A 23663-nucleotide genomic window follows, 5' to 3' on the forward strand; every position below is an offset into this window, starting at 1 on the left:
AAATAGCAGAAAAATTTACCATTCTCGAATTGAAGAGAATACCAAGGAGGTTAATAAATGGTTGTCTCTGCACCTACTTCTTTAATTAATCAAAACATTTACAAAGCACGTTACGATAACTTTATTGGCGGTCAATGGGTGGCACCAACTAATCGCCAATATGTAGATAATCTTTCTCCGATCACAGGTAAGCCACTTTGTCAAGTGCCGCGTTCCAGTGCAGAAGACATCGAATTAGCCTTAGATGCAGCCCATGCAGCCAAAGAAAGCTGGGGAAATACATCCGTTGCGGAACGTGCGAGGATTCTGCAACAGATCGGCGATCGCATGGAAGAAAACCTGGAAATGCTCGCAACAGCAGAAACTTGGGACAATGGTAAACCAATTCGCGAAACCAAAATCGCAGATATTCCCCTAGCGATCGACCATTTCCGTTATTTTGCAGGTTGTATTCGCGCCCAAGAAGGTACAATCGGCGAAATTGACCAAGATACAATTGCTTATCACTTCCGCGAACCTTTGGGAGTAGTCGGTCAAATTATTCCTTGGAATTTCCCGATTTTAATGGCAGCTTGGAAACTCGCCCCCGCCTTAGCTGCTGGTAATTGTGTCGTCCTCAAACCCGCAGGTCCGACTCCAGCTTCTATTCTGGTTTTAATGGACTTAATCGGCGATTTACTACCCGATGGAGTCATTAATATTGTCAACGGAAATGGCGCAGAAATTGGCAAAGCTTTAGCCACAAATTCGCGTATTGCTAAAGTTGCTTTTACCGGAGAAACAACCACCGGGCGACTAATTATGCAGTACGCCTCGCAAAATATTATTCCGGTAACTTTAGAATTAGGTGGAAAATCACCTAACGTTTTCTTTGGTGATGTTTGCGCCGAAGATGACGACTTTTTCGATAAAGCGATCGAAGGATTTGTCATGTTTGCGCTTAACCAAGGTGAAGTTTGTACTTGTCCTTCTCGCGCTTTAATTCAAGAATCAATTTACGATCGCTTCATGGAAAAAGCCTTAGCCAGAGTTGGTCAAATCAAACAAGGAAATCCTCTCGAAGCAGATACCGCGATCGGCGCACAGGTTTCTCTCAATCAATTAGAGAAAATTCAATCCTATGTTGATATCGGTCGTCAAGAAGGCGCAGAATGTTTGATTGGTGGCGATCGTAATATTTTAAACGGCGAATTGCAAGACGGTTACTATTACCAACCTACTGTTTTTAAGGGTCACAATAAAATGCGCATCTTCCAAGAAGAAATTTTCGGTCCCGTCTTAGCAGTGACGACGTTTAAAGATGAAGCAGAAGCTTTAGAAATTGCCAACGATACTTTGTATGGACTAGGTGCGGGAGTTTGGTCGCGAGATATGAATACCGCTTACCGGATGGGACGAGCAATTAAAGCAGGACGAGTTTGGACAAATTGTTATCATTTGTATCCTGCTCATGCTGCTTTTGGTGGTTATAAAGTTTCTGGTATCGGTCGTGAAACTCACAAGATGATGTTAGAACATTATCAACAAACTAAGAATTTGTTGGTAAGTTATAGTCCAAAAGCAATGGGATTTTTCTAAATTTTAACCACAGATTAACGCGGATTAACGCGGATAATTTGAGGATGGTTAATGAGGTGGTGATTTAGTCGATTCCGTAGCGAGATTTTTTAGTAGTGGGAGCGTTTCGCTCCCGATTACTTCAGAGAAATTTAATTGAATTTATTTAGATTTATAACTATGATTACACAGAAAATTGTCCCGAGAGTAGTAGCAACTGATGCAGCTTTAAAATTGATTGCAGAATTAAAAACTAAGCATGGAAATTTGATGTTTCATCAGTCTGGTGGATGTTGTGATGGTAGCACACCAATGTGTTATCCTGATGGCGAATTTATGGTTGGTAATGCTGATGTTAAGTTGGGAGAAATTGGCGGTTGTGCGTTTTATATTGCTGCGTCTCAATATGAGTATTGGAAGCATACGCAGTTAATTATTGATGTTGCTCCGGGTCCGGGAAATGATTTTTCTTTAGAAAGTGCAGATGGAATGCGTTTTTTAAGTCGTTCCCGGTTGTTTAATGAGGAAGAATTGGCGAGTTTAAAGTAAAATTCTTGTAGTCAAAAGTTGTTAATTTGAATTAAAATTATTCGGGATTAATACCCATTTCTCTTAATTTTGCTTCTAAAGCTTGACTGCGCTGTCTTTCCCTTTCTAATTCGGTTAATGCTTCATTTGCTCGTTGAGTTTCTTCTTCGATTCTAGCTAAAGCTTGTTCTTTTTCTTGACGCTCTTTTTCTCGTAATTGTGCTAGTTCCACAAAAGTGAAAAAACGTTCTCCATCGGGATGATAAATTTCGAGGGAGTTTGCTGTTAGTTGGAAGCGGATTTGTAGTTGAGGGCTAATCCAACCGTTCATTTGTTCAATGACATCTAAAAAATTTTGCGATCGCCCCGAAGGGCGCTGGGCTTCGCCCAATCGCACCCAACCAATTAACTCATTATCGTCCGGATCGTAAATATAATATTCTTGGACATTATAGCGATTATAAAAGCTAAATTTTCTCGCCATTTCTTGCAAACGATTACCAGGAGATAAAATTTCAAAAACAACTTGAGGTGCAATATTATCTTCTTCCCATTGTTTATAAGAACCTCGATCGCCTTTTGGTCTACCAAAAACAACCATTGCATCTGGTGCAGTACGAATTTTATTATCTCCTTCCACTGGATACCAAAGCAAATCTCCAGCGACAAAAACATCAGGATTATCTGCAAATAAAAGTTCTAGGTTTTCTTTAATTACGACAATCCAGCGAAATTGTTTGGTATTATCTGCCATTGGTTGACCATCGCTATCGGGATAGATAATCTTTTTAGAAGTTTCCGTGGAGAGTTGGTTAATCATACTCTGTCGCTAAAATGGGTGAGTTTGGGTTTGATAACTCAATCTTAGTTAATGTTTTACCACAACTGCGAGATTTATGCGATCGCAGACCTGCTTTAACTTTCTCTTAACTTGCTTCTGAGGCTTGACTACCTAGTATTTTACCTTTAAATTAGTGACATCCTAATTTGGTGAAGACTGAATGATGTGGAAAAAATTATTAAGTAATAGACGAAATCAAATTACCCCAATAATTATTTCTTTGATGGGTATGTTTAGTACCGCAGAAGTTGCTTTTTCCTTTGGAATTACTACTTTAGGTAGTCCGGAGACTATCAATTTTAATAGTTTTAATGGTTCTGGTTTTTCGCCTAACCCAACTGCGGGACAATTAGATTCTGATGATTGGGCAATTACTGGACTTTCCGATGGTAATTTAACTTATGGGGGAACCGGAACAACCGGAGATTTTGCTCGTGGAACATCAACTGGAGGAGTAACAACTGGAGGTATTTATGCTTTTGATGTTGGTGGAGGCAATATTGCTCTAGGTATTCAACCCGTTGGTGCTGATTTTACACCCGGTACAATTACTCTCCGTTTGGAAAATAATACAGGCAATACTATTAATAATTTAGCTATCTCCTACGATATATTTGCTTATAACGATCAACCTCGTGCTAATTCATTAAATTTTTCCTATTCATCAGATGATAGCTCATACACAAATGTCCCTTTATTAGATTTTACCTCTACTGAAGCCGCAGGAACTCCCAGTTGGATTAGTAATCCTCGGTCTACAACTATTAACAGCTTAAGTTTAACTAGTGGGAATTTTTTCTATCTACGTTGGACGGGAGATGATGTTTCCGGTGCTGGTTCGCGAGATGAATTTGCTTTGGACAATATTAGCATTACTGCTACAGGCGCAGCTACTCCGGTTCCTTTTGAGTTTTCTCCTGGTTTAGGTTTGTTAATTCTCGGAGTTTGGCTAACGGGTTTTCAGTTGAAAAAGTGCCAGCAAAGCAAATAGAATTAAACGTTTAAAGTCATTGATTTCTCTGATTTTGCTTGAATTAAACCTTCAAAGAGTTTTCTGCCGTCTGTGGCTTTTAAAATGGGGTCTGAGGCTCTTTCTGGATGGGGCATCATCCCTAAAACATTGCCTTCTTTGTTGGTAATTCCGGCGATGTTGTTGAGGGAACCATTTAAGTTACCTGTTTCGTTAATTTCGCCTGTTTCTGTACAGTAACGAAAGAGGATTTGCTGGTTATCTTCTAGTTCTTTTAAAGTATCAGCATCGGCGTAATAACGACCTTCGCCGTGGGCGATAGGTAATGTTATAATTTCGCCTAGGGAATAAGCTTGTGTCCAAGGTAGATTAGTATTTTCTACTTTAATCGGGACGCGATCGCAAATAAAGTGCAAGTCGCGATTGCGGGTTAAGGCTCCCGGTAGTAGCCCAACTTCGGTTAAAATTTGAAAGCCGTTACAAATGCCGAGAACGTATTTACCTTGTTTCGCGTGATTGATTACACTTTGCATTACCGGGGAAAAACGCGCGATCGCACCACATCTGAGATAATCTCCGTAGCTAAACCCACCTGGTATAACTACTACATCAAGATCCGCAATCTCGGTTTCTTCGTGCCAAACCATCCGAGTTGGCATTTCTAACAACTGTGATGTTACCATAGCTACATCGCGATCGCAGTTTGACCCTGGAAAAACAAGAATCCCAAATTTCACGTTTATCTTTCCTATTTAACGATTAATTTCTCTTGCATTTGAACACCAACTTAACTAAATTTTTCCTTAATTTGTGTCCAAAATTTGATATTTTCTAGTCGAGAAAAATCTGCATAACTGAAACTCAATTCTTACCTAATTTAAGCAACAGCAGACAATTCCACAACTTCAAAACGGTAATTTTCAATTACTGGATTTGCCAACATTCGATCGCACATTAAATCAAGTTGTGCTTTGGCTTCATCTTCACTAACCGCATTCAGCGTCATTTCAATATACTTACCAATTCTAACTTGTTCTACCTCTTCATAGCCTAACTGTTTCAATCCCGATTGTACTGCTACACCAGCAGGATCGAGAACTGATGGTCGGAGGGTAATATAAACACGAGCATGATATTTGTTCATTGTTAATTTTATTGGTAATAGGTAGTATTGCTATCTTCCTCTAAACTATTTTAAGGCGAAATCTACCGATAGATGGCTTTACTCAGTTACTTTAGTTAAATAAAAGGCAAAAAACAGCGATCGCGCTAAAACATTAAACCTATGAAAGTCCAACGCACTCGTTCTCAACAGCGAATTTTCCAACTGCTTCAGTCTCTCAAGCGGTCAATTTCAGCACAAGACTTGTATTTGGAATTACGGAAGCGCAATCAAAGCATGGGATTAGCAACAGTTTATCGTGCCTTGGAAGCCCTGAAACTAGAAGGGGCAGTACAGGTACGGACTTTACCTAGTGGTGAGTCAGTTTACGCTTCCGTACAGCAAGACCAACATCATCTTACCTGTCTCAATTGCGGGGAATCAATCCCCATCGAGCAATGCCCCGTCCACGAGTTAGAAAATCAACTAGAAAAATCCCACTCATTTAAGGTTTTTTACCACACTTTAGAGTTTTTTGGGATCTGCGATCGCTGTCAGCTTACTTCAGCTAACCATAGTTAACCTGCTTGATGACGATCGATTTTATCTAAATCGAGATTCAGTGAAGTAGTTTCGCCGTTTTGGTTACTACTGACAACCGAACGCATTCCTTCTAAAGTTGAAACAATGCTGCGAGGGTCCATAAACATCACTTTACTGCTGCCGCTACTGCCGATAGTTTTGCCCATTTCGAGATAGTTTTGTGCTAGTAAAAACTGTAAAGCTTCTTTGGCATTCGGCTCAGATTTTAGCTTTTCAGTTACGATTTGCATTGCTTCCGCAGTAGCTTGCGCCCTCAGCACTTGTTCTTGTCTTTCTGCTTCTGCTTTCAAAACGATCGCTTGTCTTTGGGCTTCCGCTTCTAAAATTGCCGCTTCTTTTCTCGCTTTTGCTTCTAAAACTCTCGCTTTTGCTTGACCTTCGGCGGAGTTAACTGAAGAATCTCTTTCTCCTTCAGAAGTTAAAATTGCCGCCCGTTTTCTTCTCTCGGCTGCCATTTGTAACTCCATTGAGTCTTGCACAGCTTTCGAGGGAATGATATCTCTTAGTTCTACTCTAGTAACTTTTACGCCCCAAGGATCGGTAGCAATATCGAGTTCCCGCAAGAGAATTTCGTTAATTTCAGTACGGGCGGTAAAGGTTTGGTCTAGTTCTAATTTACCCATTTCTGAGCGAATTTGAGTTAAGACCAAATTAACCATTGCAGATTGGAGATTTTCAACTTTGTAATAAGCTTTCTCCATATCCATAATTCGCCAATAAACAACCGCATCAACGCTGATCGAAACGTTATCGCAAGTAATACAAGTTTGGGGCGGAATGTCAATTACTTTTTCGCGAGTTGTTTCTTTATAGACAACTTTATCGATGAAAGGAACGACAAAATTAAGTCCCGGTGTCAGTTTCTTTTTATATTGTCCGAGACTTTCAACCAATGCCTCATTTTGTTCGTTAATGATTTTGACTGAACCTGCAAGGGCAGAACCGCCAAAAACTGTTAAAAAGATGATAAAAGAAAAGAATTCTCCCATTGTTAAATGTCCTCTTTTTTGTTGGTGATTAGGGATTAGGGACTGGGGACTGGGGATTGGGGATTAGGGACTGGGGACTGGGGATTGGGGACCCTTGGATTGGGGACCCTTGGATTCGGGACCCTTGGATTGGGGATTAGGAATTAACAGTTCTCAGTTTGTCCAACAATTCTCCTTGTCTCCTTTGTCTCCCTTGTCCTCAATAATGGAGGATATTGTGCGGCATGACGATGAGGGTGTTTCCTTCGCGACGTAAGACATAAACTCTTTGGTTAGCAGCGATCGCCGTTTCTTCGTCTTCACATTTTGCTCGCCATGAGTTACCCTCATAAAGCACTCTCCCTGCTTGTCCCGGAGGAATTTCACTGAGAGTTTCGCCTTCTCTGGCGGCTTCGAGAGTGGTAGCTGGGCGTTTTGGGGCGAAAAAGCGTCGCGAAAGGAAAATTAGTAACGTGGAAAAAATTAACCATAGCGCCACCTGTAAACTAATCTGTGGTAAGAGTAATGACACTAAAGCGACTAATAAAGCTGCGATCCCCATCATAAAGGCGACAAAGGCGGTGGGGAAAAAGAACTCCATCAAGCACATAATTGAGCCAGCTAGCAACCAAAAGATAGTTGTACTTAACAGAGGAGTAGACGCAGCGATCGCTAGCAGATAGGGATCGACTGCCACAGCGAATCTTTCAATCATAGTTTGCTGCATATCAGCTTCCAACGTCGGGAAATTGTACGATATAGATACAAATTTCTTTAAGTTACCGAATCTCGGTCAGAAATACTTCGATTTATTGCCAGCTTAACAATTTTTTCCCTGACACCAAAGAGCCATCGCTCAGAAAAAATAACGATCGAGAACCTCGCTAAAGTAAAGATACTCCCTTATTTATGATAGCTTGAGTCAGCAATGGCTTTGGTCGTAGCAAGATTCCTTCGTAGTTTTTGCAAGAAAATTTAATTTTTATTTATGAGCAGTTCCCAGTCGCAATTTCATCCTCCTCATCTTTGGGCAGCAGGTTCCTTAGCTGCCGAATTTGCTCCCGGAGAGTTAGTAGATAATCGCTATCAAGTGGTTGCACCGCAGATTTGGCGAGATACTAATCCGAAAGAACCACCATCGCTACCCGATCCTACACCGACTCTGGCGATCGCTTATTTGGGACTGTTTGGACAAAGTTTGCATCTTCCTCGGCTTTATGGGGTTTGTCAGTTGGAGGAAGGGGAAGTCATGGTTTTGGAAAATGTTCCTCTCACGCCGGAAGGGGAGTTTTATCCTGCTCTCGAGCAAGCTTGGGCTGATGCTTCGCCTGTACGTCAAGTCTACTGGCTCTGGCAAATTCTTACACTTTACCAGCCTTTAACTCAAGAAGGTGTAGTTTCTAGTTTACTTGATTGGGATAACATTCGGGTTCAAGGTTGGCGAGTCCGACTGAAGCAATTGTTTCTCGATTCCGAGACTAACCCACCACCAGAGCTTTTGCAGTCTTCTCTTACTCCCCCAAGCGAAAGTGCTACTCTTGTTCAAGCACCGATCGATATTTACTTACAAAAATTAGGCGCAATTTGGGAACCTGTGGTACGTTCAGCCAAAGCAGCCGTCGCCCCTCAACTCGAAGCTATTGCTCGACAATTGCAAACTTCTGAGGTAAGTTTAGAAAAAGTTTCTGCAACTCTCAATCAGCTTTTGCTCGAACAAGCAGCCCAGCAACCGCTACGAATTCAAGTTGCTAGCGCTAGCGATACCGGACCGAAGCGATCGCATAATGAAGACAGTTATTATCCCACGGCGAAGGAAATTGACAACAGATTTCTGCAATCTCCTCCGATTCTCGCCGAACATTTAGCGATCGTCTGCGATGGGATTGGCGGACATGAAGGCGGAGAAGTAGCTTCTCAATTAGCCGTACAATCACTCAAACTTCAAGTACAAGCGCTATTAAAAGAAATTTCCACCGATCCGGAGATAATGACTCCCGACTTGGTAGCGGAGCAATTAGCAGCAATTGTGCGAATCGCAAATAACTTGATCGCAGCTCGTAATGACGAACAAGAGCGAGAATGGCGACAGCGCATGGGAACTACTTTAATCATGGCTGTACAGTTACCGCAACAAATCAAAAATCTTGAATTAGGAGTAGGTAATTCTCACGAACTTTATCTAGTTAATGTCGGCGATAGTAAAGCTTATTGGATTACCCCAGAAGCTTGCTATCCTTTGACTGTAGATGATGATTTAGCCAGTCGGGAAACTACACTAGCTCGCAGTCTTTATCGCGAAGCTTTACAGCATCAAGGTGCGGGAGCGCTTACCCAAGCTTTGGGAACCAAAGATGCTGAATCTTTGCGTCCTACTGTGCAACGATTGATCTTAGAAGAAGATGGTTTATTGTTACTTTGTTCCGATGGTTTGAGCGACAATAATTTACTTGAGCAATATTGGGCTTATTTTTGTCCGAATGTTCTTAATGGCGAACAAACTTTGGAAGAAGCTGTTCGATCTTTAATCGATTTAGCTAATGAAAAAAACGGTCACGATAATACTTCGGTAGTATTGGTATCTTATGGCATTTCTCCTCAGTATCCAGTGCTAGTAAATTTGTCAGAATTGCCCCAGTTTAGTTTAGTTAGTTCTAAGTCGGGAGAGCCTAATTCTGCTGAAGCCTCAGAAGGAAGTGCAGAGGAAGCGGAATTAGAATTAGAACCAGAAGACCAACCTCTGGTGGAAGTTAACCATCGCAGTCGCTTGAAGATTTTAGTTATTTTTCTCGGAGTATTGGCTTTAGTTGCTTCTGCTGCTTTGGGTGGTTTGATGTTATCAAAAGTTCTTTTAGATTCCGATTCGTCCATTCCTTCTTCACCTCCTGAAAATGCCGAATAACTCAGTTTAGTTTGTCAAAAAAAATGCTCCTTGGGCTGGGGTTACTCGCTGGTTTTTCTTCTTTTTGTGGTCTATTTGACAGCAAGAGTGCTAAAAATCTCCTTGGATCGGGTAAAATCTAGCTTACCTCTTTTCTCTCTCGCCAAACCACGAACTCATGACTACCGATCCTAACATTGACACTGTACAAGAACCGATCGCTAACGCACCTCCGGAAGTACGAGAAATTATTGAGCGAGTTTTACAATTAGAAAAAGATAAGCTTTATCAAAAAATTCCTCGTCACATTAACGATGATATCCTCAAAATTATTAAAGAAGTGGTGCAATGAAGTTAATTTCGCTTAAACTTGCTAATTTTCGTCAATTTTATGGTAAAACCCCGGAAATATTTTTAGCTAACGATGAAGGAAATACTACTATCATTCATGGTAATAACGGCGCAGGTAAAACAACTATTCTCAATGCTTTTACTTGGGTACTTTATGAAAAATTTACTGCGGCTTTTGCTTCTCCTCACCAATTAGTAAACAAACGTGCTATTACTGAAGCTGACTTTAATACTTCTGTAGAATGCTTTGTGGAAATTCTCTTCGAGCATGAAAATAAAAGTTACCAAATTAAGCGTCAGTGCTATGCCTATCGAGATAAAAATAACGTCATTCAGTACAGCCAAACTAAACTATTTATGTTAATTGCTGGAGATGATGGACTTTGGTGTCATCCCCTTCAACAACCCACAGATATTATTAACCGTATTTTACCAGAAAGTTTGCATCAATATTTCTTTTTTGACGGCGAACGTATCGACCATTTTTTCCGCTCTGACCAAAAAAGTAGTATTGCTGAAGATACTAAAGAATTATTAGGAGTTAAAGTCTTAGATCGTGCTATCGAACATCTCAAGAAAGCTAAGCGTACTTTGCAAGATGAATTAACTACCATTGGTGACACGAAAACTAAGCAATTGTTACGCGAACAAAAGCAAACGGAAAAAACTAGTGAAACCTTGCAAGAACGTCACCAAGAAATCAACCAAGAACTTGCCCATTTAAGTGAATTTAAACAAGCAATCAACCAACGTTTGCTCGAACTTAGTGGCGCGGAAGAATTGCAGCAACTCAAGGAAAAACTCCTCACTCAGGAAAAAACAATTCGCGAAAATATTATCCATGCTAATAATAGCATAAAAGAGTCACTTTCTCGGCGTGGCTTGACAATTTTTTTAGATGAAGCCAGAGCTAAATTTGCCAAAATTATCGCTGAATTGCGTTCCCAAGGCGAATTACCCACAGGTATTAAACAACAATTTGTTGACGATCTTCTCAGCCAGCAACGCTGCATTTGTGGCACAGAATTAACCCCAGGAACAAATTCCTATCAATTGGTACAATCCTGGCAAAAAAAAGCCGGCATTCCGGCAGTTGAAGAAGCAGCAATTCGCTTAGACATTCAAGTTAAAGAAATAGGCAACCAAGTCAATAAATTTTGGCAAGAAGTAGACGCACAGCAAGCAAATATTAATCAATGGCGCAGCGAATTAGCCCAAATAGAAAATGAATTAGATGAAACTAAAGAAAAGTTACGTACCTATCCCGACGAAGATATTCAAAGGCTACAAAAACGTTTAGATGAAACTGAAATCAAAATCCGAGAACTAACCTTAGAGCAAGGTGCAAATCAGCAAGAAATTACCCGATTGAACCAAGAAATTGCCGGTAAAATTAAACAAATTGCCAAGCATAAACATAAAGAAGAAAAACAGGTATTAGCCCAAAAACGTATCGAAATAACCCAAGAGGCAATTAACCGAGTAATCGAAGTTAGAACGCGTTTAGAAAGACAATTTCGTTATTCCTTAGAAAAGCGAGTCCAGGAAATTTTTGCTTCTATTTCCTTTACCCCCTATCAACCGCGCATTAGTACCGAATACGAACTAAAATTAATCGAAAATACTTCGGGAATTGCCATTTCCGTCGCTGCTTCTACTGGAGAAAATCAAATTCTCAGCTTATCTTTTATTGGCGGGATTATTGACAGAGTAAGAGAATGGAGTCAGAAAAACACGCTTATGGGTCCCGATAGCAGTACATTTCCAATTATTATGGACTCACCCTTTGGTAGCTTAGATGAAATCTATCGCCGTCAGGTAGCCAAAGCAATTCCTAAACTAGCAAATCAGTTAGTTGTTTTAGTAACTAAAACTCAGTGGCGCGGCGAAGTAGCAACAGAAATGGCTGATTGCATTGGCAAACAATATATTTTAGTTTATCACTCTCCCAAGCCAGATTGTGAAGAAGACTTTATTGAAATCAACCAAGTAAGTTATCCTTTAGTTAAACCTAGTTCAGATTCATTTGAATATACTGAAATTATTGAGGTGACAAAATAAAAAGATCGAGTGTTTGGATTTGATGAGTAATCCCCGTCAATTGGCTTTTGTGGCTCTCCGAGATATTTATCTGCGGGGGGCTTATAGTGAGATAGCGTTAAATAGGGTGTTGGCTAAGAGTAATTTGAGTGCGGCTGACCGAGGTTTGCTGACAGAATTGGTTTATGGGGTAGTGCGTCGGCAGCGATCGCTGGATGCTATTATCGACCAGTTAGGAAAAAAAAAGGCTCATCAACAACCTCCGGATTTACGGATTATTCTCCACATCGGTTTGTATCAGTTGCGTTATCTGGCTCAAATTCCCGATTCGGCGGCGGTTAATACGACGGTGGAGTTGGCGAAGGAAAATAAGTTTTCTCGGCTTGCAGGGGTGGTTAATGGCTTGCTGCGTCAATATTTACGGTTGGCTGCTCATGGTAAAGATCCTCTCAGGTTACCGGAAGCGATCGCGTCTCGTTTAGGAATTTTATACAGTTTTCCTGATTGGATCGTGGAAAATTGGTTAGAAGAATGGGGATTTGCGGAAACTGAACAACTTTGTGCTTGGTTTAATCAACCACCGACGATTGATTTAAGAGTGAATATTTGGCGAACTTCGCTTGAGGAGGTTTCGTCTGCGTTAATGGCTGCGGGTGTAACTGTTGCTTCTGTACCTCATTTACCCCAGGCTTTGAGAATAACAGGTGGTGCGGGGAAAATTCAAGATTTACCTGGTTTTCGGGAAGGTTGGTGGACTATCCAAGATAGTAGCGCACAATTGGTCAGTTATTTGCTTGACCCACAGCCAGAAGATGTGGTGATCGATGCTTGTGCTGCACCGGGAGGAAAAACGACTCACATCGCTGAATTAATGGCAGATCGCGGTACAATTTGGGCGTGTGACGCAGGTGCGAAACGTCTGGCTAAGGTTGCAGAAAATGCACAACGCTTACAGTTACAGTCTCTACAGTGCAAAACTGGCGATAGTCGCGATTTTCCTGAATTTATTAATAGCGCAGATCGAGTCTTAGTGGATGCTCCTTGTTCGGGTTTGGGTACTCTTCACCGCAGAAGTGACTTACGCTGGAGACAAACGCCGTCGAAAATTCAAGAACTTGCTAAGTTACAAGGAGAACTGTTAGACTCTGCCGCTAGTTGGGTTAAACCAGAAGGTATTTTAGTTTACGCCACTTGTACGTTAAATAGGTTAGAAAATGAAGTAGCGATCGCGTCTTTTTGCGATCGTCACCCTGACTGGAAAATTGACTTACCTGTAGCTAATTCTCCGGTTGTCAGTTTTGCGACTGATTCGGGCTGGATTAAAATTTTGCCTCACCAACAGCAAATGGATGGTTTCTTTATGGTAAAACTAAAACGGCAAAATTAATTTTTCGGTAATCTGCAACTAGGCGAGCGAAATTCAATTTTTTGCAAAATAAATTAGGAAATCTCTAAATACAATGCCAAAAACTACTAAAACCAAACAACTGTTAAAAATCTTGATTGGTGCTGCTTGGATTGATGGTACTATTCAAGCTGAAGAACGCGAACATTTAAAGAATATGGCACAAGAAAATAATCTGGCTAATGACCCAGAAATTAAATCTTTGTTGTCAGAAATTAAACAAGTTAAGCCCGCCGAATGTTACAATTGGCTTGAAGATTATTTGGGAGAAAATCCTAGTAAGGAAGACTATCAAGATTTGATAGAAGCAATTAGTGCGTTGATTTACAGCGATAATGAGGTTGCTATTGAGGAAAGTAAATTATTGACTCGTTTACAGTTACTAGATCCGGAAAACGAACCTCCTAAATCGGCTTTTGATAAGGCGATTAAAAAAATTCAAAAATTGTACCGTCAAGCAGTTGATTCCCAAAATTAAAATTGTTTTTCTTAGTTCGGTTTTAAGCTTTTTTTTGTCTGTAGGGTGTAGGAGCTGACTCACCCTACTCTTTTGTGAGAAACTATTCGATCCTTATTGCCTTTATTAAACTCAATTTATCTCTATTTATCGGTAATAAAAAATAAAATGCTACACAGGAAAAGAATTAAAAATTTAAGTAAAACACTATCTGTCTCTACAAAATCATGATGCGTAGCAAACATTTTTCTATTAAAGACTAGATATCTTTTGCATCTCAAATTTCCTCCAGAGGTTTAAGAGGGTGTGACAGTTATAAATGTGGAAACAGGAATAACCCAAAATTTAGAAAATCAACTATCAGCCAATGATGCAACTAATTACCCCACCTGCTGACTAAAAAAGCAGTTTCCCTCAGCAAATTTCCTTTCTGGAACATCTAACTTAATTCTCTGTCTAATAATTTAAGGAGTTAGCCAGTTAGTCAAGAAAATGTTCTTGAATCGAGGATACAGCAAATACTGTTTAATTTTTAGTTTGGTGATGGCTGCACTGACCTTGCAGTACGTGGCTTTTAGCTATAGTTGTCAAGCTACTTTTTTTGGCGATACTCCCAAACAACGAGCTAGTTGTCAACAAGCTATTGCCCAATATTATACAGTTCCAGAAGCAAATATCAATCTCACTTTTGGTAGAGTTGACAAGGTGCTACAGCTTATGAATTTAGCTTAAGCAAAAGTCAACCAGAACAAAGTATTTGTCGAGTAAAATTTAACGGCGATCTTGAGCAACTTCTCCTTTTTAGCAACTAGCTGAATTGGCTTTTAACTCAGCTAATTATTACCAGGCAAAGATTTCAACTTTTGTGGCAACTATTTTGTTAATAGCGCGTCTCAAAGAATAAGTTCAACCAATTCCTAGAGATGATCTTTCTCTATATTTCAACCATAACTTTCTTAACGGCATAATTCACTAATCTCTAGGAACATCCCAGTTAAACTGATGTCTAATAAATTAACAAAGCGGTTTTAAGTAAGGAAAAAAAATGTCTAACTCAACTCAGATGAAAGCAACGGCGGCGGTACTTTTAACATTAGGAATGAATGGTGCAGCGATCGCGCCTTTTCTCACTCCTACTGCTGCATTCGCCCAAACAAGCGGATTTCGTGATGTTCCTTCCAGTTATTGGGCGAAAGATTTTATCGAAGAATTGGCAGATCGAGGTGTAATTGCTGGCTTTCCAGATGGTACTTTTAGACCAGAAGCTCCAGTAACTCGCGCTCAATTTGCTTCGATGGTTGCAGCTTTTAACGAACCACAAGAACGCAGTGCAATTACATTCCGTGATGTCGCTTCAAATTATTGGGCTACACCAGCAATCAGAAAAGCTTATGAAACTGGTTTCTTGACAGGTTATCCGAATAATTATTTCCGACCCGATCTAAACATTCCTCGCGAACAAGTTTTAGTATCTTTAGCGGCTGGATTAGATTACACCCTTCAAGGTTCGCAAAGCCAACTTTTGAGCAACTACTTGGATGCTTCTAATATTAGTAGTTATGCTACTGATGAAATTGCGGCGACGACAGAACGTAAAGTTGTAGTTAACTATCCTAATGTGGAATATCTCAATCCAACTCGTAGTGCAACTCGTGCAGAAGTAGCTGCTTTTATTTATCAAGCTTTGGTAAATGAAGGACAAGCGCCGACAATTTCTTCTCGTTTTATTGTCTCACCAACACCTGTTGCAACTGAATTTAGAATTCCTTCTGGAACTCAAATTCCGGTTGCTTACGAACGAGAAAAAATTCTCTTGACTGAAGATGAATCTGCGGAAATTACTTTGACTGTAGATGCGAATATTACTACCAGAGATGGTCAGTTATTAATTCCAGCTAATTCGGAAATTGTTGGGGATTTGACACCAGCCGATGGTGGAACTCAATTTGTTGCGAAAGAGATAATTTTCCCTGATGGTGAAACTTTAGCAATCTCAGCAGTTTCGGACGTAATTTCCGATACAGAAATTATTCGTAAAGGTGGCAATATTACTACCTTAATTAAAAATGCGGCGATTGGCACAGGTGCAGCCGCAGCGATCGCGGGAGTAACTGGCGATCGCGCGATCGCTACCGAAGAATTACTGATTGGTGCTGGTGTGGGTGCGCTAGGAACTTTGATTCAACGTTTTATCGGTCGCAATAGTGTAGAATTGATTGTCATTGACCCGGAAACGGATTTGGATTTAACTTTAACTAGAGACTTGGTAGTATCGGCTCAACGTTAATTCAGTTAACATTACTGACACGGCACTCAACAAATTGCAATTTTAGAGAGATAATTAAAGTATGCCGTGTCCTAAGCAACTACCAACTGCAACCAGAAACAACTGGTTTTCGGGCGGAGTGTGGAACTTAATTAGCTACTGGTAGCCAAACAATAAATGTGGTTCCTGGTAACTCAGAAGAATTAGCCTTGCTGAATACAGCAGGGCTAATTAATTCTATATGTCCTTGCATTTGTTGGATGTATTCTTTGGCGATCGCTAATCCTAAACCGCTACCGGGAATCTCGCTTTCTGCTTGTACTCCTCGATAATGACGCTCAAAAATTCGTTCTCGATCTGCGGGTGGAATTCCCGTACCAGTGTCGCTAATGGCGATTCCTTGGTAAGTTTGCTTCGCTGTTTGTTTTTCTATGCCTACCTGAAGATAAATTTGTCCTTGGGGAGTGTATTTGATGGCGTTATCGATTAAATTACTCAAGACTTCTCGTAAAGCTTGAGGATTGGCTTTTATGGGTTGAATCGTCGCTGGAATTTCTGTCACCAAACGCAAACCTTTTTCTTGGGCGATCGCTTCGGCTGAGGCGAGTAATGGTTCTAAAATAGTGGTGATTTCTAGGGTTTCTAACTGAAACCCAACCTTAGTTTCTGTGCTACTTCCCGGTAATAATTTTGGTGTTGGTTTCGCAACTAAAGTCGGCGTCGAATTTTCTGCAACCTCCAGCCAGGAACGAAATTGAGCGAGTAAATCTTGCAAGCGATCGCTCTCACGAACAATATTTTCCGCAATCTGGCGATCGCCTGGCGATCCCACTAAACGTTTAATTAATAGTTTGCCAAAGGTTCGCAAAGCCGCGATCGGATTTTGTAGTTGGTGCAGCAAGTCGTGAAACTTATCAAATTGCTGTTCGGCAAAAATTTCTTGTTCTCGTAACTGCTGTTTATACCATTCTTGTCGTCGCTCAAACTTACAGGCGATCGCCACAGTTTTCGCTATTTTCTCAATTTGATTAACTTCTTTGGAGTTCCAGGCTCGATCTTGTCGTCCTGTCACCAGAATACCCATCATTACTTCTTCGTAAATTAACGGCAACACAATTTGACGCTCCCGCATCAACAAAATTTCTGCTTCTGCTGCTGTCACTCCTACCTCTTGCGGCATTTCCGCCCCTTGCAGACGAGGTGGTGAATTAAATTGATAGTTCCCTTCGTTCAATAAACGTACGCCTGATGCTTCTTGCCAAAATGTGGCTTTTTCCGGGTAAACTACGATTGGAACTAGCTTGGGAGTCTCTTCTACCAATTCTGCGGTTAAATAGATCGCTGTCCAACTCGCCCCTAACCCTTGAGTTAACAAATTTACCTGAGACTGACATAATGCAATTAATTCTGAACTGGCAGGAGCCAACGTCGGGTTAGGATAAGACATACAACCACCAAAAACGACCAATAAGCTTTTTCTCTAATTTAGTCTTCCATCTGAAGACCAATCCTCTACACTAGGGAACGATTTTGAGCTTCACCTCAGTAAAGTTTAAGTTTAATTAAGGTTTTATTAACTTTTTTGACTCGACCAGATTGCCAACGAACTATCCCCAATTACGCTTGTCTATTGGCATTGAAAAGATTGGCTTTACTTATCTTCTTACCCATAAGCTTGTAATCTTGGTATAGAAGGGATATAATTGCGACGGCTTTTGTAACTAACATTACAGCTATTAGCCGGAAGAGGAGGTAAGCAGGTTGGCAAGAAAACGCAAGCGCAAAAGTCGTCGTCGGCAAGAGGGAAGAAAAATATTAGAGCTTGTACCTCAGTTTAATATCGAAAGTGGCGAAGACAAACCCGTAACAGCAGCGAGAAAATACATAAAAGCGGAAAATATAGTCCCGCCAGCGTTACTGGTTGTGAAACGGAACGAACATACCACAGACCGTTATTTTTGGGCAGAGAAAGGTCTATTCGGAGCGCAATACGTTGAAGAAAACCATTTTCTCTTTCCTAGTTTACGGTTTGTTAGCCCTCCCAGCAAGACTAAGTTAGTTACTGCTAATAGTAGCAGCAATTAAACTCTAATCGACATCGAGGACGACAAAGCTGCAATTGCCCCACTCAGAAGGTTTAGCTTTGAGTGGGGTAGCAGCGATCTCTGTTAACTGAAGATCGCCGAACGTTGCGTCTTTATAGGTATTGACATTTGCTAGATTGTATGCTAAGAAGATAGCTCGCTAGGAGCAGGTTGAAAAGGTAATGCTTGCTGAAGTTGAATCAATTCGTCACGATGAGCCGTGACAGTAAGTAAACTTTGAGGTAAGGAGTTGTCAGGCGATCGCTGCTGAATTTGCAAAGAAACCTCTTCAGTACGACCCGCTTTTTGCCAATAATAAATTCCAGCGATCGGAGCAAGTAAAATCAATCCCAGAAACCAATTACCAATTTGGGGAAATAAGAAAGATAAAACCAGCCCCAAACAAAGAAAGCCACAAGCCGCCAGGAAACTCAAAAAAATCGCTAGAAACCAGCTAGGTTGGACAAAACCAGTAAAAATAAGCTGATGTTGTTCTTCATCAACCGCAGCGACGCGGTAAGCTCTTTGAGTAAAATACTGCTGTAACTTATCCAGCACAGAAGCCTCTGATTCGGATGCAATCAATTGTACCTGGGTAGTACGGTCTTTAGCCGAAGCCCGGATAAAGAAAAACAGACCCACCATTAACAACAAAGTCAAGAAAAAAGTCGAAGTAAGAATTGGCGTATCCATTAATTAAACTAAACTCAAAACAAAAGCATTTTCCCACCAGCAACAAAACTTGTGGCGCAAGGATCTGCTCCCATCGCACCGACTAGGGTAGGTTGCCACCTACCCTCATTGTTGCTCATCAGCAGCTTTTGCCGCAGACTTAAGCGTTCAAATCACATCGCCTTCTCCTCGTTATTCACATACTGTTGCCAAAAATTAGCCAATTCTTCAGCTTTATGATGAGACTCCAGACAAATTTGATACATCCGCCTGGGTCTACCCCTTCCTTCCACTTTTTTCCAATAGCCACTAATAGTTTCTGACTCTTCCAGAAACTTCAGAGCGCTATAAAGAACAGTATCCGAAAGTCGATAAGTTGGATACTCTTTTTCCAATAGTTCAATCAGTTCAGTTCCGTATGACTCTCCCCGTACCAAAACAGACAGAACGTAACAAACAGCTACTTCCTTATTCAGATATACCGGAGGAGGACTGTCGAAATACTGATAGATATCCTCAAATTTCATTTTCATAACCCGTCAGGCTTCCCAGCCAACACTAGGAATGGAGATATTCTTTTGGTGAACACAACACAAAGATGCACTCCTGCGGGAAGCAAACTGCTTAATTTCTAGTCCGCTGCTTCCAAACGGGTTGAAGATTATGCCCTGAATGGGAGTAAGAATTGACAATACGATTTAATTGGGACTTCGACCAAACTAGCTCGAAGTGAGATCCGAAAATTGCCAACTCCCGTGGTAGACACACTATTCGATCTCAAAGATAATTCTACCAACGCAATGAAAATCCGTCAGGTAGAAAACTGACAAAAGTCGGAAAATCATCCAGATCGCATCAGTCATACTGGAGTTAGTAGCTCGCCACAGCACCCTATAAGTCAATTTTGTCGTAAATACCCAAAAAAGAACCCTTTCTTAGTTAAGTAAATTCGCTCACCCTAGTCTACTTGTTCGACGATACTGGGAAAGGATCTCAAGATTGCATCCCCAATATAACCGAGATCCGCTCATTGTAAAACGGTAAGGTCAGCTCATCATCCTCAACGACATCCAACTCAGGTTACTGTCAAGTCAGCGTAGCGATCGCTACTAATCGCCACCGAACCTAAAATTATTGACTCTCAAAGTAGAAAAAAGTTCAATTCTACCCTGAAAAAATTTTCCTTGACCGTGACACTGCCATCTGACAATTTAATATAGAAACATAACTTTGGGCGACTCACCAACCTTCCCACAATCGAGAAAGACCATGAGAAATCAGCCTCAAATCAAATCTTCCATTCCCCAAGCCGTACAAAAAGTGTCTGTAAGTATGAGACGCGCAGGTCAAATTGGCTTATGGGTACAAATCTTCTTAGGTGTCGTCTCAGGTCTAATTTTGGGAGGAGCGATCGTCTCTCAAAATGTAGGCGCAAATGAAGGGGGCGGTCAAGAAGGCTTTGGCATTTTCTTAGCCATTTGCGGACTCGTTACCTTGGGTGTCAGCATTTACTTTTGTTTGCGTTACCTCAATATCGGTAAACTCCTCATGAATGCTGACCCCGCTTTACGTCCCAGTAAAGCCGATACTATCGAAGTCCTACGACTAGGACTAATCGTTAACCTCGTCGGAATGTTACTCACTCTTTTAGGTGCAGAAGCCACTGTAGGTATTATCCTCGGTAAAGCTTTATCCCAACCTCAAGGTTTAACCACCTACGACCCCGAACGCTTTGTTCGCGCTTTAGATATTTTCGTTGTTCAAGCGAATATCAACACGATCGCCGCTCATTTTGTCGGAATTGTCGTTTCTCTCTTGCTCATCAATCGCGTCACTCGCTAAGGTTATTAACTGATGTAGAGACTATCTCACTTCTGTACAGACTGCACAAGCGGTCTTTCACATTTATCAAGGAATTCCCAAGTCCGTGCTAGACCTAAAGTTAATCCGAGAACAACCAGAACTCATTCAACAACAACTCAACCGCCGCAGCCCTAGCGGTGAATACGACCTCACGCCAATTTTAGAACTAGATCGCCAACAGCGCGAACTAGAATCTACTCGCACTAGCTTACAAGCTCGCAGTAACGAAATTGGCAAAACTATCGGTCAAAAAATGAAATCCGGTGCTGACCCCAAAGGTGCGGAAATCATCGCCTTCAAGGAAGAAGGAAACCAGATTAAGGTTAAATTAGCCGAACTCGAACCCCAAGAAAAAGACTTAAAAGCTCAAATTGAAACAGCTTTACTGCAAATTCCTAACCTTCCTAGCGAATCTACTCCAGAGGGAAAAAACGAAGACGAAAACGTCGAAATCCGTCGCTGGGGTGATGAATATATTCCCGATAATCCTGATATTTTGCCTCACGAAGAAATCGGCAAAAAATTAGGAATTCTTGACTTTGAACGCGCCGTAAAAATCGCCCAAAGTCGCTTTGTCGCCTTAGTTGGTGCAGGTGCAGCTTTAGAAAGAGCTTTAATTAGCTTTATGCTCGACAAACAAATTGCCGCAGGTTATACCGAAGTAATGCCTCCGGTATTAATTAATAGCCAAAGTTTAACTGGAACGGGACAATTACCAAAGTTTGCTGAAGATTCATTTAAATGCAAAGAAGACGATTTGTGGTTAAGTTCCACTGCGGAAGTCCCGGTTACTAATTTGTATTCCCGTGAAATTCTCGATGCTGCCCAATTGCCAATTTATCACTGCGCTTATACACCTTGTTTTCGTCGCGAAGCAGGTAGTTATGGGAAGGATACAAAAGGATTAATTCGCTTACATCAGTTTAACAAAGTCGAATTAGTTAAAATAGTTGCTCCCGAAACTTCTTTCGATGAATTGGAAGCTTTAACTAAGAATGCTGAGGCAATTTTACAAGCATTGAAACTACCTTATCGAGTCATTGAATTATGCACCGGAGACTTAGGTTTTAGTGCTACAAAAACTTACGATTTAGAAGTTTGGTTGCCTTCTGCGGGTAAATATCGGGAAATTTCTAGCTGTTCTAATTGTGCTGATTTTCAAGCCAGACGCGCCGATATTCGCTTTAAAGAAAGTGGCAAAAAAGGTACGCAATACGTTCATACTCTTAACGGTTCGGGTTTGGCCGTTGGACGCACAATGTCGGCTGTTTTGGAGAATTATCAACAACCTGATGGAACTGTAAAAGTTCCTGATGTTTTGCAACCTTATTTGGGACGTGAGGTGTTGTAAAAAGATATTTCACAAATACTTACAACTATTATGTAGAGACGTTACATGCAACGTCTCTACTGTGCGTCTGTAGCATTAGTTTATGTAAATGGTATTAGAAAACATAATGTGGAAAAATGTCATCCTTCGCTTCGCGAAGGATGACGTAAGATTAAATGAAAAAGTAAGCTAATTTGGCTGATGTTTTGTTTGTAAATAGCTATGAATATAATCTTCATTGAAAATAATTCTAGCTAATTGCAGTGCTTCTTTTCTTTCTGAATCGGTTAAATAATCATCACCTTTTAAACCTGATGGTGTATGTCGAGGATCTCCACCTGCATCGATATATCGCTGTTTAGAAATTGCCATTAATTCATCTAAACGACGTATTTGCTGTTGAAGAAGATTATTCTGTATTGTCATAGCCTTGCACAAACTCAATCAAAGCAACTTCTCCATTTTGGAAGATAACTGCTCTTGGTAAAATTCTACTAGGACTTGTAATATACCAAAAGCCCTTTTCTTCATCATAAAGCCTCCAAACTAACAAGCCTAGAGTTTCTAAAGCATTAATGACTAAATATTGTGCTTCTGATGGTTCCATAAGGTATTAAATTTTCTTCAGGCATTAGTTATCTTATCATTACAAGTAGAGTTACTAAATTAGTTAACTTTTAACTAAAAATCCTGTTGTTTCTTTGCATGAATCTTCCGATCGCGTATCATCCAGACTATGTTACACCTCTACCCCCCGGACATCGCTTTCCGATGCCAAAATTTCAATATCTTTGCGAGTTACTCTTGAAAGATGGTATCGTACAACCAGAGCAAATCCACGCACCTTCCCCACCCCCCAAAGAATGGCTGGAATTAGTCCATACTCGCAAATACGTGCAAGCTTATTGCGAAGGTACGCTCGATTCTAAAGCACAGAGACGCATCGGTTTACCTTGGAGTCCCGGTTTAGTCACTCGTACTTGTACCGCAGTGGGTGGGACGATTTTAGCTGCAAAATTGGCTTTAGAATATGGTATCGCTTGTAATACTGCTGGCGGAACCCATCACGCCTTTCCTAGCTACGGTTCGGGATTTTGCATTTTCAATGATTTGGCGATCGCGTCCCGACTTCTCCTCCAACTCCAACTCGTCAAGAAAATCTTCATCATCGACCTCGACGTACATCAAGGAGACGGAACCGCCTTCATCTTTCAAAACGACCCCCGCGTCTTCACCTTCTCCATGCACTGCGAAGCCAACTTTCCCAGTAAAAAGCAACCCAGCGACCTTGATATCCCTTTACCAGTCGGTTTAGACGACGACGGCTATTTGCAAATCCTAGCAAAACATTTACCACATTTACTCGCAGAAGTCAAGCCCGACCTCGTACTTTATGACGCAGGAGTAGATACCCATGTGAGCGATCGCCTAGGTAAATTATGCCTCACCGACACAGGCATCTATCGCCGCGAAATGATGGTTATCAGCACCTGCATCGCCGCCCGATACCCCATCGCCTGCGTCATCGGCGGCGGCTATTCTAACGACTTCCCCGCCCTAGTCTATCGCCATTCCCTCCTCCATCGAGCCGCCAGCCAAATTTACCAAAATTGCTAATCCCTCGTTTCTTGACTCCAACCCTCCCCCAGAGGCTCCGCCTCACAGATAATGGAGGCTGAGCCTCCGTCGCTGCATTTCTAAAAGAGCCGAGAAACGAGGAAACGAGAAATTCTCCCCTCTCCTCGTAG

At 41.2% G+C, this 23663-nt stretch carries 25 protein-coding genes; 15 read left to right on the top strand and 10 right to left on the bottom strand.

The window, feature by feature from the left end:
- Positions 1-57: 57 nt before the first annotated feature.
- Positions 58-1578 carry an aldehyde dehydrogenase gene (gene adh / locus G3T18_RS14880; RefSeq protein WP_318013983.1) on the top strand — a complete coding sequence of 507 codons (1521 nt, stop codon included), beginning with the start codon at positions 58-60 and terminating at the stop codon, positions 1576-1578.
- A gap of 159 nt (positions 1579-1737) precedes the next feature.
- Positions 1738-2106, top strand: a complete 369-nt coding sequence (locus tag G3T18_RS14885) for a DUF779 domain-containing protein (RefSeq protein ID WP_224411350.1) — start codon at positions 1738-1740, stop codon at positions 2104-2106.
- Positions 2107-2143: 37 nt separating this feature from the next.
- Here the strand turns inward: G3T18_RS14885 and G3T18_RS14890 are convergent, their stop codons facing one another.
- Positions 2144-2905: a Uma2 family endonuclease gene (locus tag G3T18_RS14890; protein WP_224411351.1), complete on the bottom strand. Its 762-nt coding sequence runs from the start codon at positions 2903-2905 to the stop codon at positions 2144-2146.
- A 181-nt stretch (positions 2906-3086) separates the two neighbouring features.
- On the opposite strand from G3T18_RS14890, the gene G3T18_RS14895 reads away from it, so the two are divergent.
- Entirely contained in the window at positions 3087-3917 is an 831-nt protein-coding gene (locus tag G3T18_RS14895) for a PFE-CTERM domain-containing protein (protein WP_224411352.1), read from the top strand.
- A 2-nt stretch (positions 3918-3919) separates the two neighbouring features.
- Here the strand turns inward: G3T18_RS14895 and purQ are convergent, their stop codons facing one another.
- Positions 3920-4633, bottom strand: coding sequence for a phosphoribosylformylglycinamidine synthase subunit PurQ (gene purQ / locus G3T18_RS14900; RefSeq protein WP_224411353.1), 714 nt, complete (start codon positions 4631-4633; stop codon positions 3920-3922).
- A gap of 140 nt (positions 4634-4773) precedes the next feature.
- Positions 4774-5040 (bottom strand): phosphoribosylformylglycinamidine synthase subunit PurS, encoded by a 267-nt coding sequence (purS, locus tag G3T18_RS14905; protein ID WP_224411354.1) that lies wholly within the window; start codon positions 5038-5040, stop codon positions 4774-4776.
- Positions 5041-5181: 141 nt separating this feature from the next.
- Here purS and G3T18_RS14910 point away from each other — a divergent pair, with 141 nt between their 5' ends.
- Positions 5182-5580 (top strand): Fur family transcriptional regulator, encoded by a 399-nt coding sequence (locus tag G3T18_RS14910; protein ID WP_224411355.1) that lies wholly within the window; start codon positions 5182-5184, stop codon positions 5578-5580.
- Here G3T18_RS14910 and G3T18_RS14915 read toward each other — a convergent pair.
- Positions 5577-6590: an SPFH domain-containing protein gene (locus G3T18_RS14915; RefSeq protein WP_224411356.1), complete on the bottom strand. Its 1014-nt coding sequence runs from the start codon at positions 6588-6590 to the stop codon at positions 5577-5579. The two genes, G3T18_RS14910 and G3T18_RS14915, sit on opposite strands and share 4 nt — an antisense overlap.
- Before the next feature lie 199 nt (positions 6591-6789).
- Positions 6790-7179 (bottom strand): NfeD family protein, encoded by a 390-nt coding sequence (locus tag G3T18_RS14920; RefSeq protein WP_263480427.1) that lies wholly within the window; start codon positions 7177-7179, stop codon positions 6790-6792.
- A 378-nt stretch (positions 7180-7557) separates the two neighbouring features.
- Here G3T18_RS14920 and G3T18_RS14925 point away from each other — a divergent pair, with 378 nt between their 5' ends.
- From G3T18_RS14925 to G3T18_RS14955, 7 genes are all read left to right on the top strand, one after another.
- Positions 7558-9468 (top strand): PP2C family protein-serine/threonine phosphatase, encoded by a 1911-nt coding sequence (locus tag G3T18_RS14925; protein ID WP_224411358.1) that lies wholly within the window; start codon positions 7558-7560, stop codon positions 9466-9468.
- A gap of 157 nt (positions 9469-9625) precedes the next feature.
- Complete coding sequence (locus tag G3T18_RS14930) at positions 9626-9799, top strand: hypothetical protein (protein ID WP_224411359.1); 174 nt, start codon at positions 9626-9628, stop codon at positions 9797-9799.
- A complete protein-coding gene (locus tag G3T18_RS14935; protein WP_224411360.1) occupies positions 9796-11859 on the top strand; it encodes an AAA family ATPase in 2064 nt (687 codons plus the stop codon). The genes G3T18_RS14930 and G3T18_RS14935 overlap by 4 nt, the downstream gene beginning before the upstream one ends.
- A 22-nt stretch (positions 11860-11881) precedes the next feature.
- Positions 11882-13225, top strand: a complete 1344-nt coding sequence (locus G3T18_RS14940) for a 16S rRNA (cytosine(967)-C(5))-methyltransferase (protein ID WP_224411361.1) — start codon at positions 11882-11884, stop codon at positions 13223-13225.
- A 73-nt stretch (positions 13226-13298) separates the two neighbouring features.
- Entirely contained in the window at positions 13299-13721 is a 423-nt protein-coding gene (locus G3T18_RS14945) for a tellurite resistance TerB family protein (protein ID WP_224411362.1), read from the top strand.
- 522 nt (positions 13722-14243) lie between these two features.
- Positions 14244-14432: a hypothetical protein gene (locus G3T18_RS14950; protein WP_224411363.1), complete on the top strand. Its 189-nt coding sequence runs from the start codon at positions 14244-14246 to the stop codon at positions 14430-14432.
- 313 nt (positions 14433-14745) lie between these two features.
- Complete coding sequence (locus G3T18_RS14955; RefSeq protein ID WP_224411364.1) at positions 14746-15987, top strand: S-layer homology domain-containing protein; 1242 nt, start codon at positions 14746-14748, stop codon at positions 15985-15987.
- A gap of 127 nt (positions 15988-16114) precedes the next feature.
- Here G3T18_RS14955 and G3T18_RS14960 read toward each other — a convergent pair whose 3' ends face one another.
- Positions 16115-17413 (bottom strand): GAF domain-containing sensor histidine kinase, encoded by a 1299-nt coding sequence (locus tag G3T18_RS14960; RefSeq protein ID WP_224411365.1) that lies wholly within the window; start codon positions 17411-17413, stop codon positions 16115-16117.
- Positions 17414-17727: 314 nt separating this feature from the next.
- Between G3T18_RS14960 and G3T18_RS14965 the strand changes: the two genes are divergently transcribed.
- Positions 17728-18051 (top strand): DUF3155 domain-containing protein, encoded by a 324-nt coding sequence (locus tag G3T18_RS14965; protein ID WP_224411366.1) that lies wholly within the window; start codon positions 17728-17730, stop codon positions 18049-18051.
- Between the two features lie 143 nt (positions 18052-18194).
- Here the strand turns inward: G3T18_RS14965 and G3T18_RS14970 are convergent, their stop codons facing one another.
- Together G3T18_RS14970 and G3T18_RS14975 are read right to left on the bottom strand one after the other, a co-directional pair.
- The gene (locus tag G3T18_RS14970) at positions 18195-18743 is read right to left on the bottom strand and encodes a cofactor assembly of complex C subunit B (RefSeq protein ID WP_224411367.1); all 549 of its coding nucleotides are present in this window, start codon (positions 18741-18743) and stop codon (positions 18195-18197) included.
- A gap of 152 nt (positions 18744-18895) precedes the next feature.
- Positions 18896-19249 (bottom strand): PadR family transcriptional regulator, encoded by a 354-nt coding sequence (locus tag G3T18_RS14975; protein WP_224411377.1) that lies wholly within the window; start codon positions 19247-19249, stop codon positions 18896-18898.
- Positions 19250-19991: 742 nt separating this feature from the next.
- Here G3T18_RS14975 and G3T18_RS14980 point away from each other — a divergent pair.
- Both G3T18_RS14980 and serS read left to right on the top strand, forming a co-directional pair.
- Complete coding sequence (locus G3T18_RS14980; protein ID WP_224411368.1) at positions 19992-20564, top strand: DUF3611 family protein; 573 nt, start codon at positions 19992-19994, stop codon at positions 20562-20564.
- Between the two features lie 85 nt (positions 20565-20649).
- Positions 20650-21936: a serine--tRNA ligase gene (serS, locus tag G3T18_RS14985; RefSeq protein ID WP_224411369.1), complete on the top strand. Its 1287-nt coding sequence runs from the start codon at positions 20650-20652 to the stop codon at positions 21934-21936.
- Positions 21937-22104: 168 nt separating this feature from the next.
- Here serS and G3T18_RS14990 read toward each other — a convergent pair whose 3' ends face one another.
- Both G3T18_RS14990 and G3T18_RS14995 read right to left on the bottom strand, forming a co-directional pair.
- Positions 22105-22341, bottom strand: coding sequence for a hypothetical protein (locus G3T18_RS14990; RefSeq protein WP_224411370.1), 237 nt, complete (start codon positions 22339-22341; stop codon positions 22105-22107).
- Positions 22325-22522 (bottom strand): hypothetical protein, encoded by a 198-nt coding sequence (locus G3T18_RS14995; protein ID WP_224411371.1) that lies wholly within the window; start codon positions 22520-22522, stop codon positions 22325-22327. Before G3T18_RS14995 ends, G3T18_RS14990 begins: the two co-directional genes overlap by 17 nt.
- Positions 22523-22620: 98 nt before the next feature.
- On the opposite strand from G3T18_RS14995, the gene G3T18_RS15000 reads away from it, so the two are divergent.
- A complete protein-coding gene (locus G3T18_RS15000) occupies positions 22621-23532 on the top strand; it encodes a histone deacetylase family protein (protein WP_224411372.1) in 912 nt (303 codons plus the stop codon).
- The last annotated feature ends 131 nt before the right edge of the window (positions 23533-23663 follow it).

Source organism: Oscillatoria salina IIICB1, from assembly GCF_020144665.1.
Lineage (GTDB): Bacteria > Cyanobacteriota > Cyanobacteriia > Cyanobacteriales > SIO1D9 > IIICB1.

Bases quoted from the DNA above. Each gene is read 5' to 3' on its own strand.
- G3T18_RS15000 (WP_224411372.1), top strand. From the start codon at position 22,621: ATGAATCTTCCGATCGCGTATCATCCAGACTATGTTACACCTCTACCC.
- G3T18_RS14935 (WP_224411360.1), top strand. From the start codon at position 9,796: ATGAAGTTAATTTCGCTTAAACTTGCTAATTTTCGTCAATTTTATGGT.
- G3T18_RS14980 (WP_224411368.1), top strand. From the start codon at position 19,992: ATGAGAAATCAGCCTCAAATCAAATCTTCCATTCCCCAAGCCGTACAA.
- G3T18_RS14950 (WP_224411363.1), top strand. From the start codon at position 14,244: ATGGCTGCACTGACCTTGCAGTACGTGGCTTTTAGCTATAGTTGTCAA.
- G3T18_RS14990 (WP_224411370.1), bottom strand. From the start codon at position 22,341: ATGACAATACAGAATAATCTTCTTCAACAGCAAATACGTCGTTTAGAT.
- G3T18_RS14995 (WP_224411371.1), bottom strand. From the start codon at position 22,522: ATGGAACCATCAGAAGCACAATATTTAGTCATTAATGCTTTAGAAACT.
- G3T18_RS14910 (WP_224411355.1), top strand. From the start codon at position 5,182: ATGAAAGTCCAACGCACTCGTTCTCAACAGCGAATTTTCCAACTGCTT.
- G3T18_RS14945 (WP_224411362.1), top strand. From the start codon at position 13,299: ATGCCAAAAACTACTAAAACCAAACAACTGTTAAAAATCTTGATTGGT.
- G3T18_RS14895 (WP_224411352.1), top strand. From the start codon at position 3,087: ATGATGTGGAAAAAATTATTAAGTAATAGACGAAATCAAATTACCCCA.
- G3T18_RS14975 (WP_224411377.1), bottom strand. From the start codon at position 19,249: ATGAAATTTGAGGATATCTATCAGTATTTCGACAGTCCTCCTCCGGTA.
- G3T18_RS14970 (WP_224411367.1), bottom strand. From the start codon at position 18,743: ATGGATACGCCAATTCTTACTTCGACTTTTTTCTTGACTTTGTTGTTA.
- G3T18_RS14920 (WP_263480427.1), bottom strand. From the start codon at position 7,179: ATGTGCTTGATGGAGTTCTTTTTCCCCACCGCCTTTGTCGCCTTTATG.
- G3T18_RS14930 (WP_224411359.1), top strand. From the start codon at position 9,626: ATGACTACCGATCCTAACATTGACACTGTACAAGAACCGATCGCTAAC.
- G3T18_RS14960 (WP_224411365.1), bottom strand. From the start codon at position 17,413: ATGTCTTATCCTAACCCGACGTTGGCTCCTGCCAGTTCAGAATTAATT.
- G3T18_RS14890 (WP_224411351.1), bottom strand. From the start codon at position 2,905: ATGATTAACCAACTCTCCACGGAAACTTCTAAAAAGATTATCTATCCC.
- G3T18_RS14955 (WP_224411364.1), top strand. From the start codon at position 14,746: ATGTCTAACTCAACTCAGATGAAAGCAACGGCGGCGGTACTTTTAACA.
- G3T18_RS14885 (WP_224411350.1), top strand. From the start codon at position 1,738: ATGATTACACAGAAAATTGTCCCGAGAGTAGTAGCAACTGATGCAGCT.
- G3T18_RS14925 (WP_224411358.1), top strand. From the start codon at position 7,558: ATGAGCAGTTCCCAGTCGCAATTTCATCCTCCTCATCTTTGGGCAGCA.
- G3T18_RS14940 (WP_224411361.1), top strand. From the start codon at position 11,882: ATGAGTAATCCCCGTCAATTGGCTTTTGTGGCTCTCCGAGATATTTAT.
- purS (WP_224411354.1), bottom strand. From the start codon at position 5,040: ATGAACAAATATCATGCTCGTGTTTATATTACCCTCCGACCATCAGTT.
- G3T18_RS14915 (WP_224411356.1), bottom strand. From the start codon at position 6,590: ATGGGAGAATTCTTTTCTTTTATCATCTTTTTAACAGTTTTTGGCGGT.
- adh (WP_318013983.1), top strand. From the start codon at position 58: ATGGTTGTCTCTGCACCTACTTCTTTAATTAATCAAAACATTTACAAA.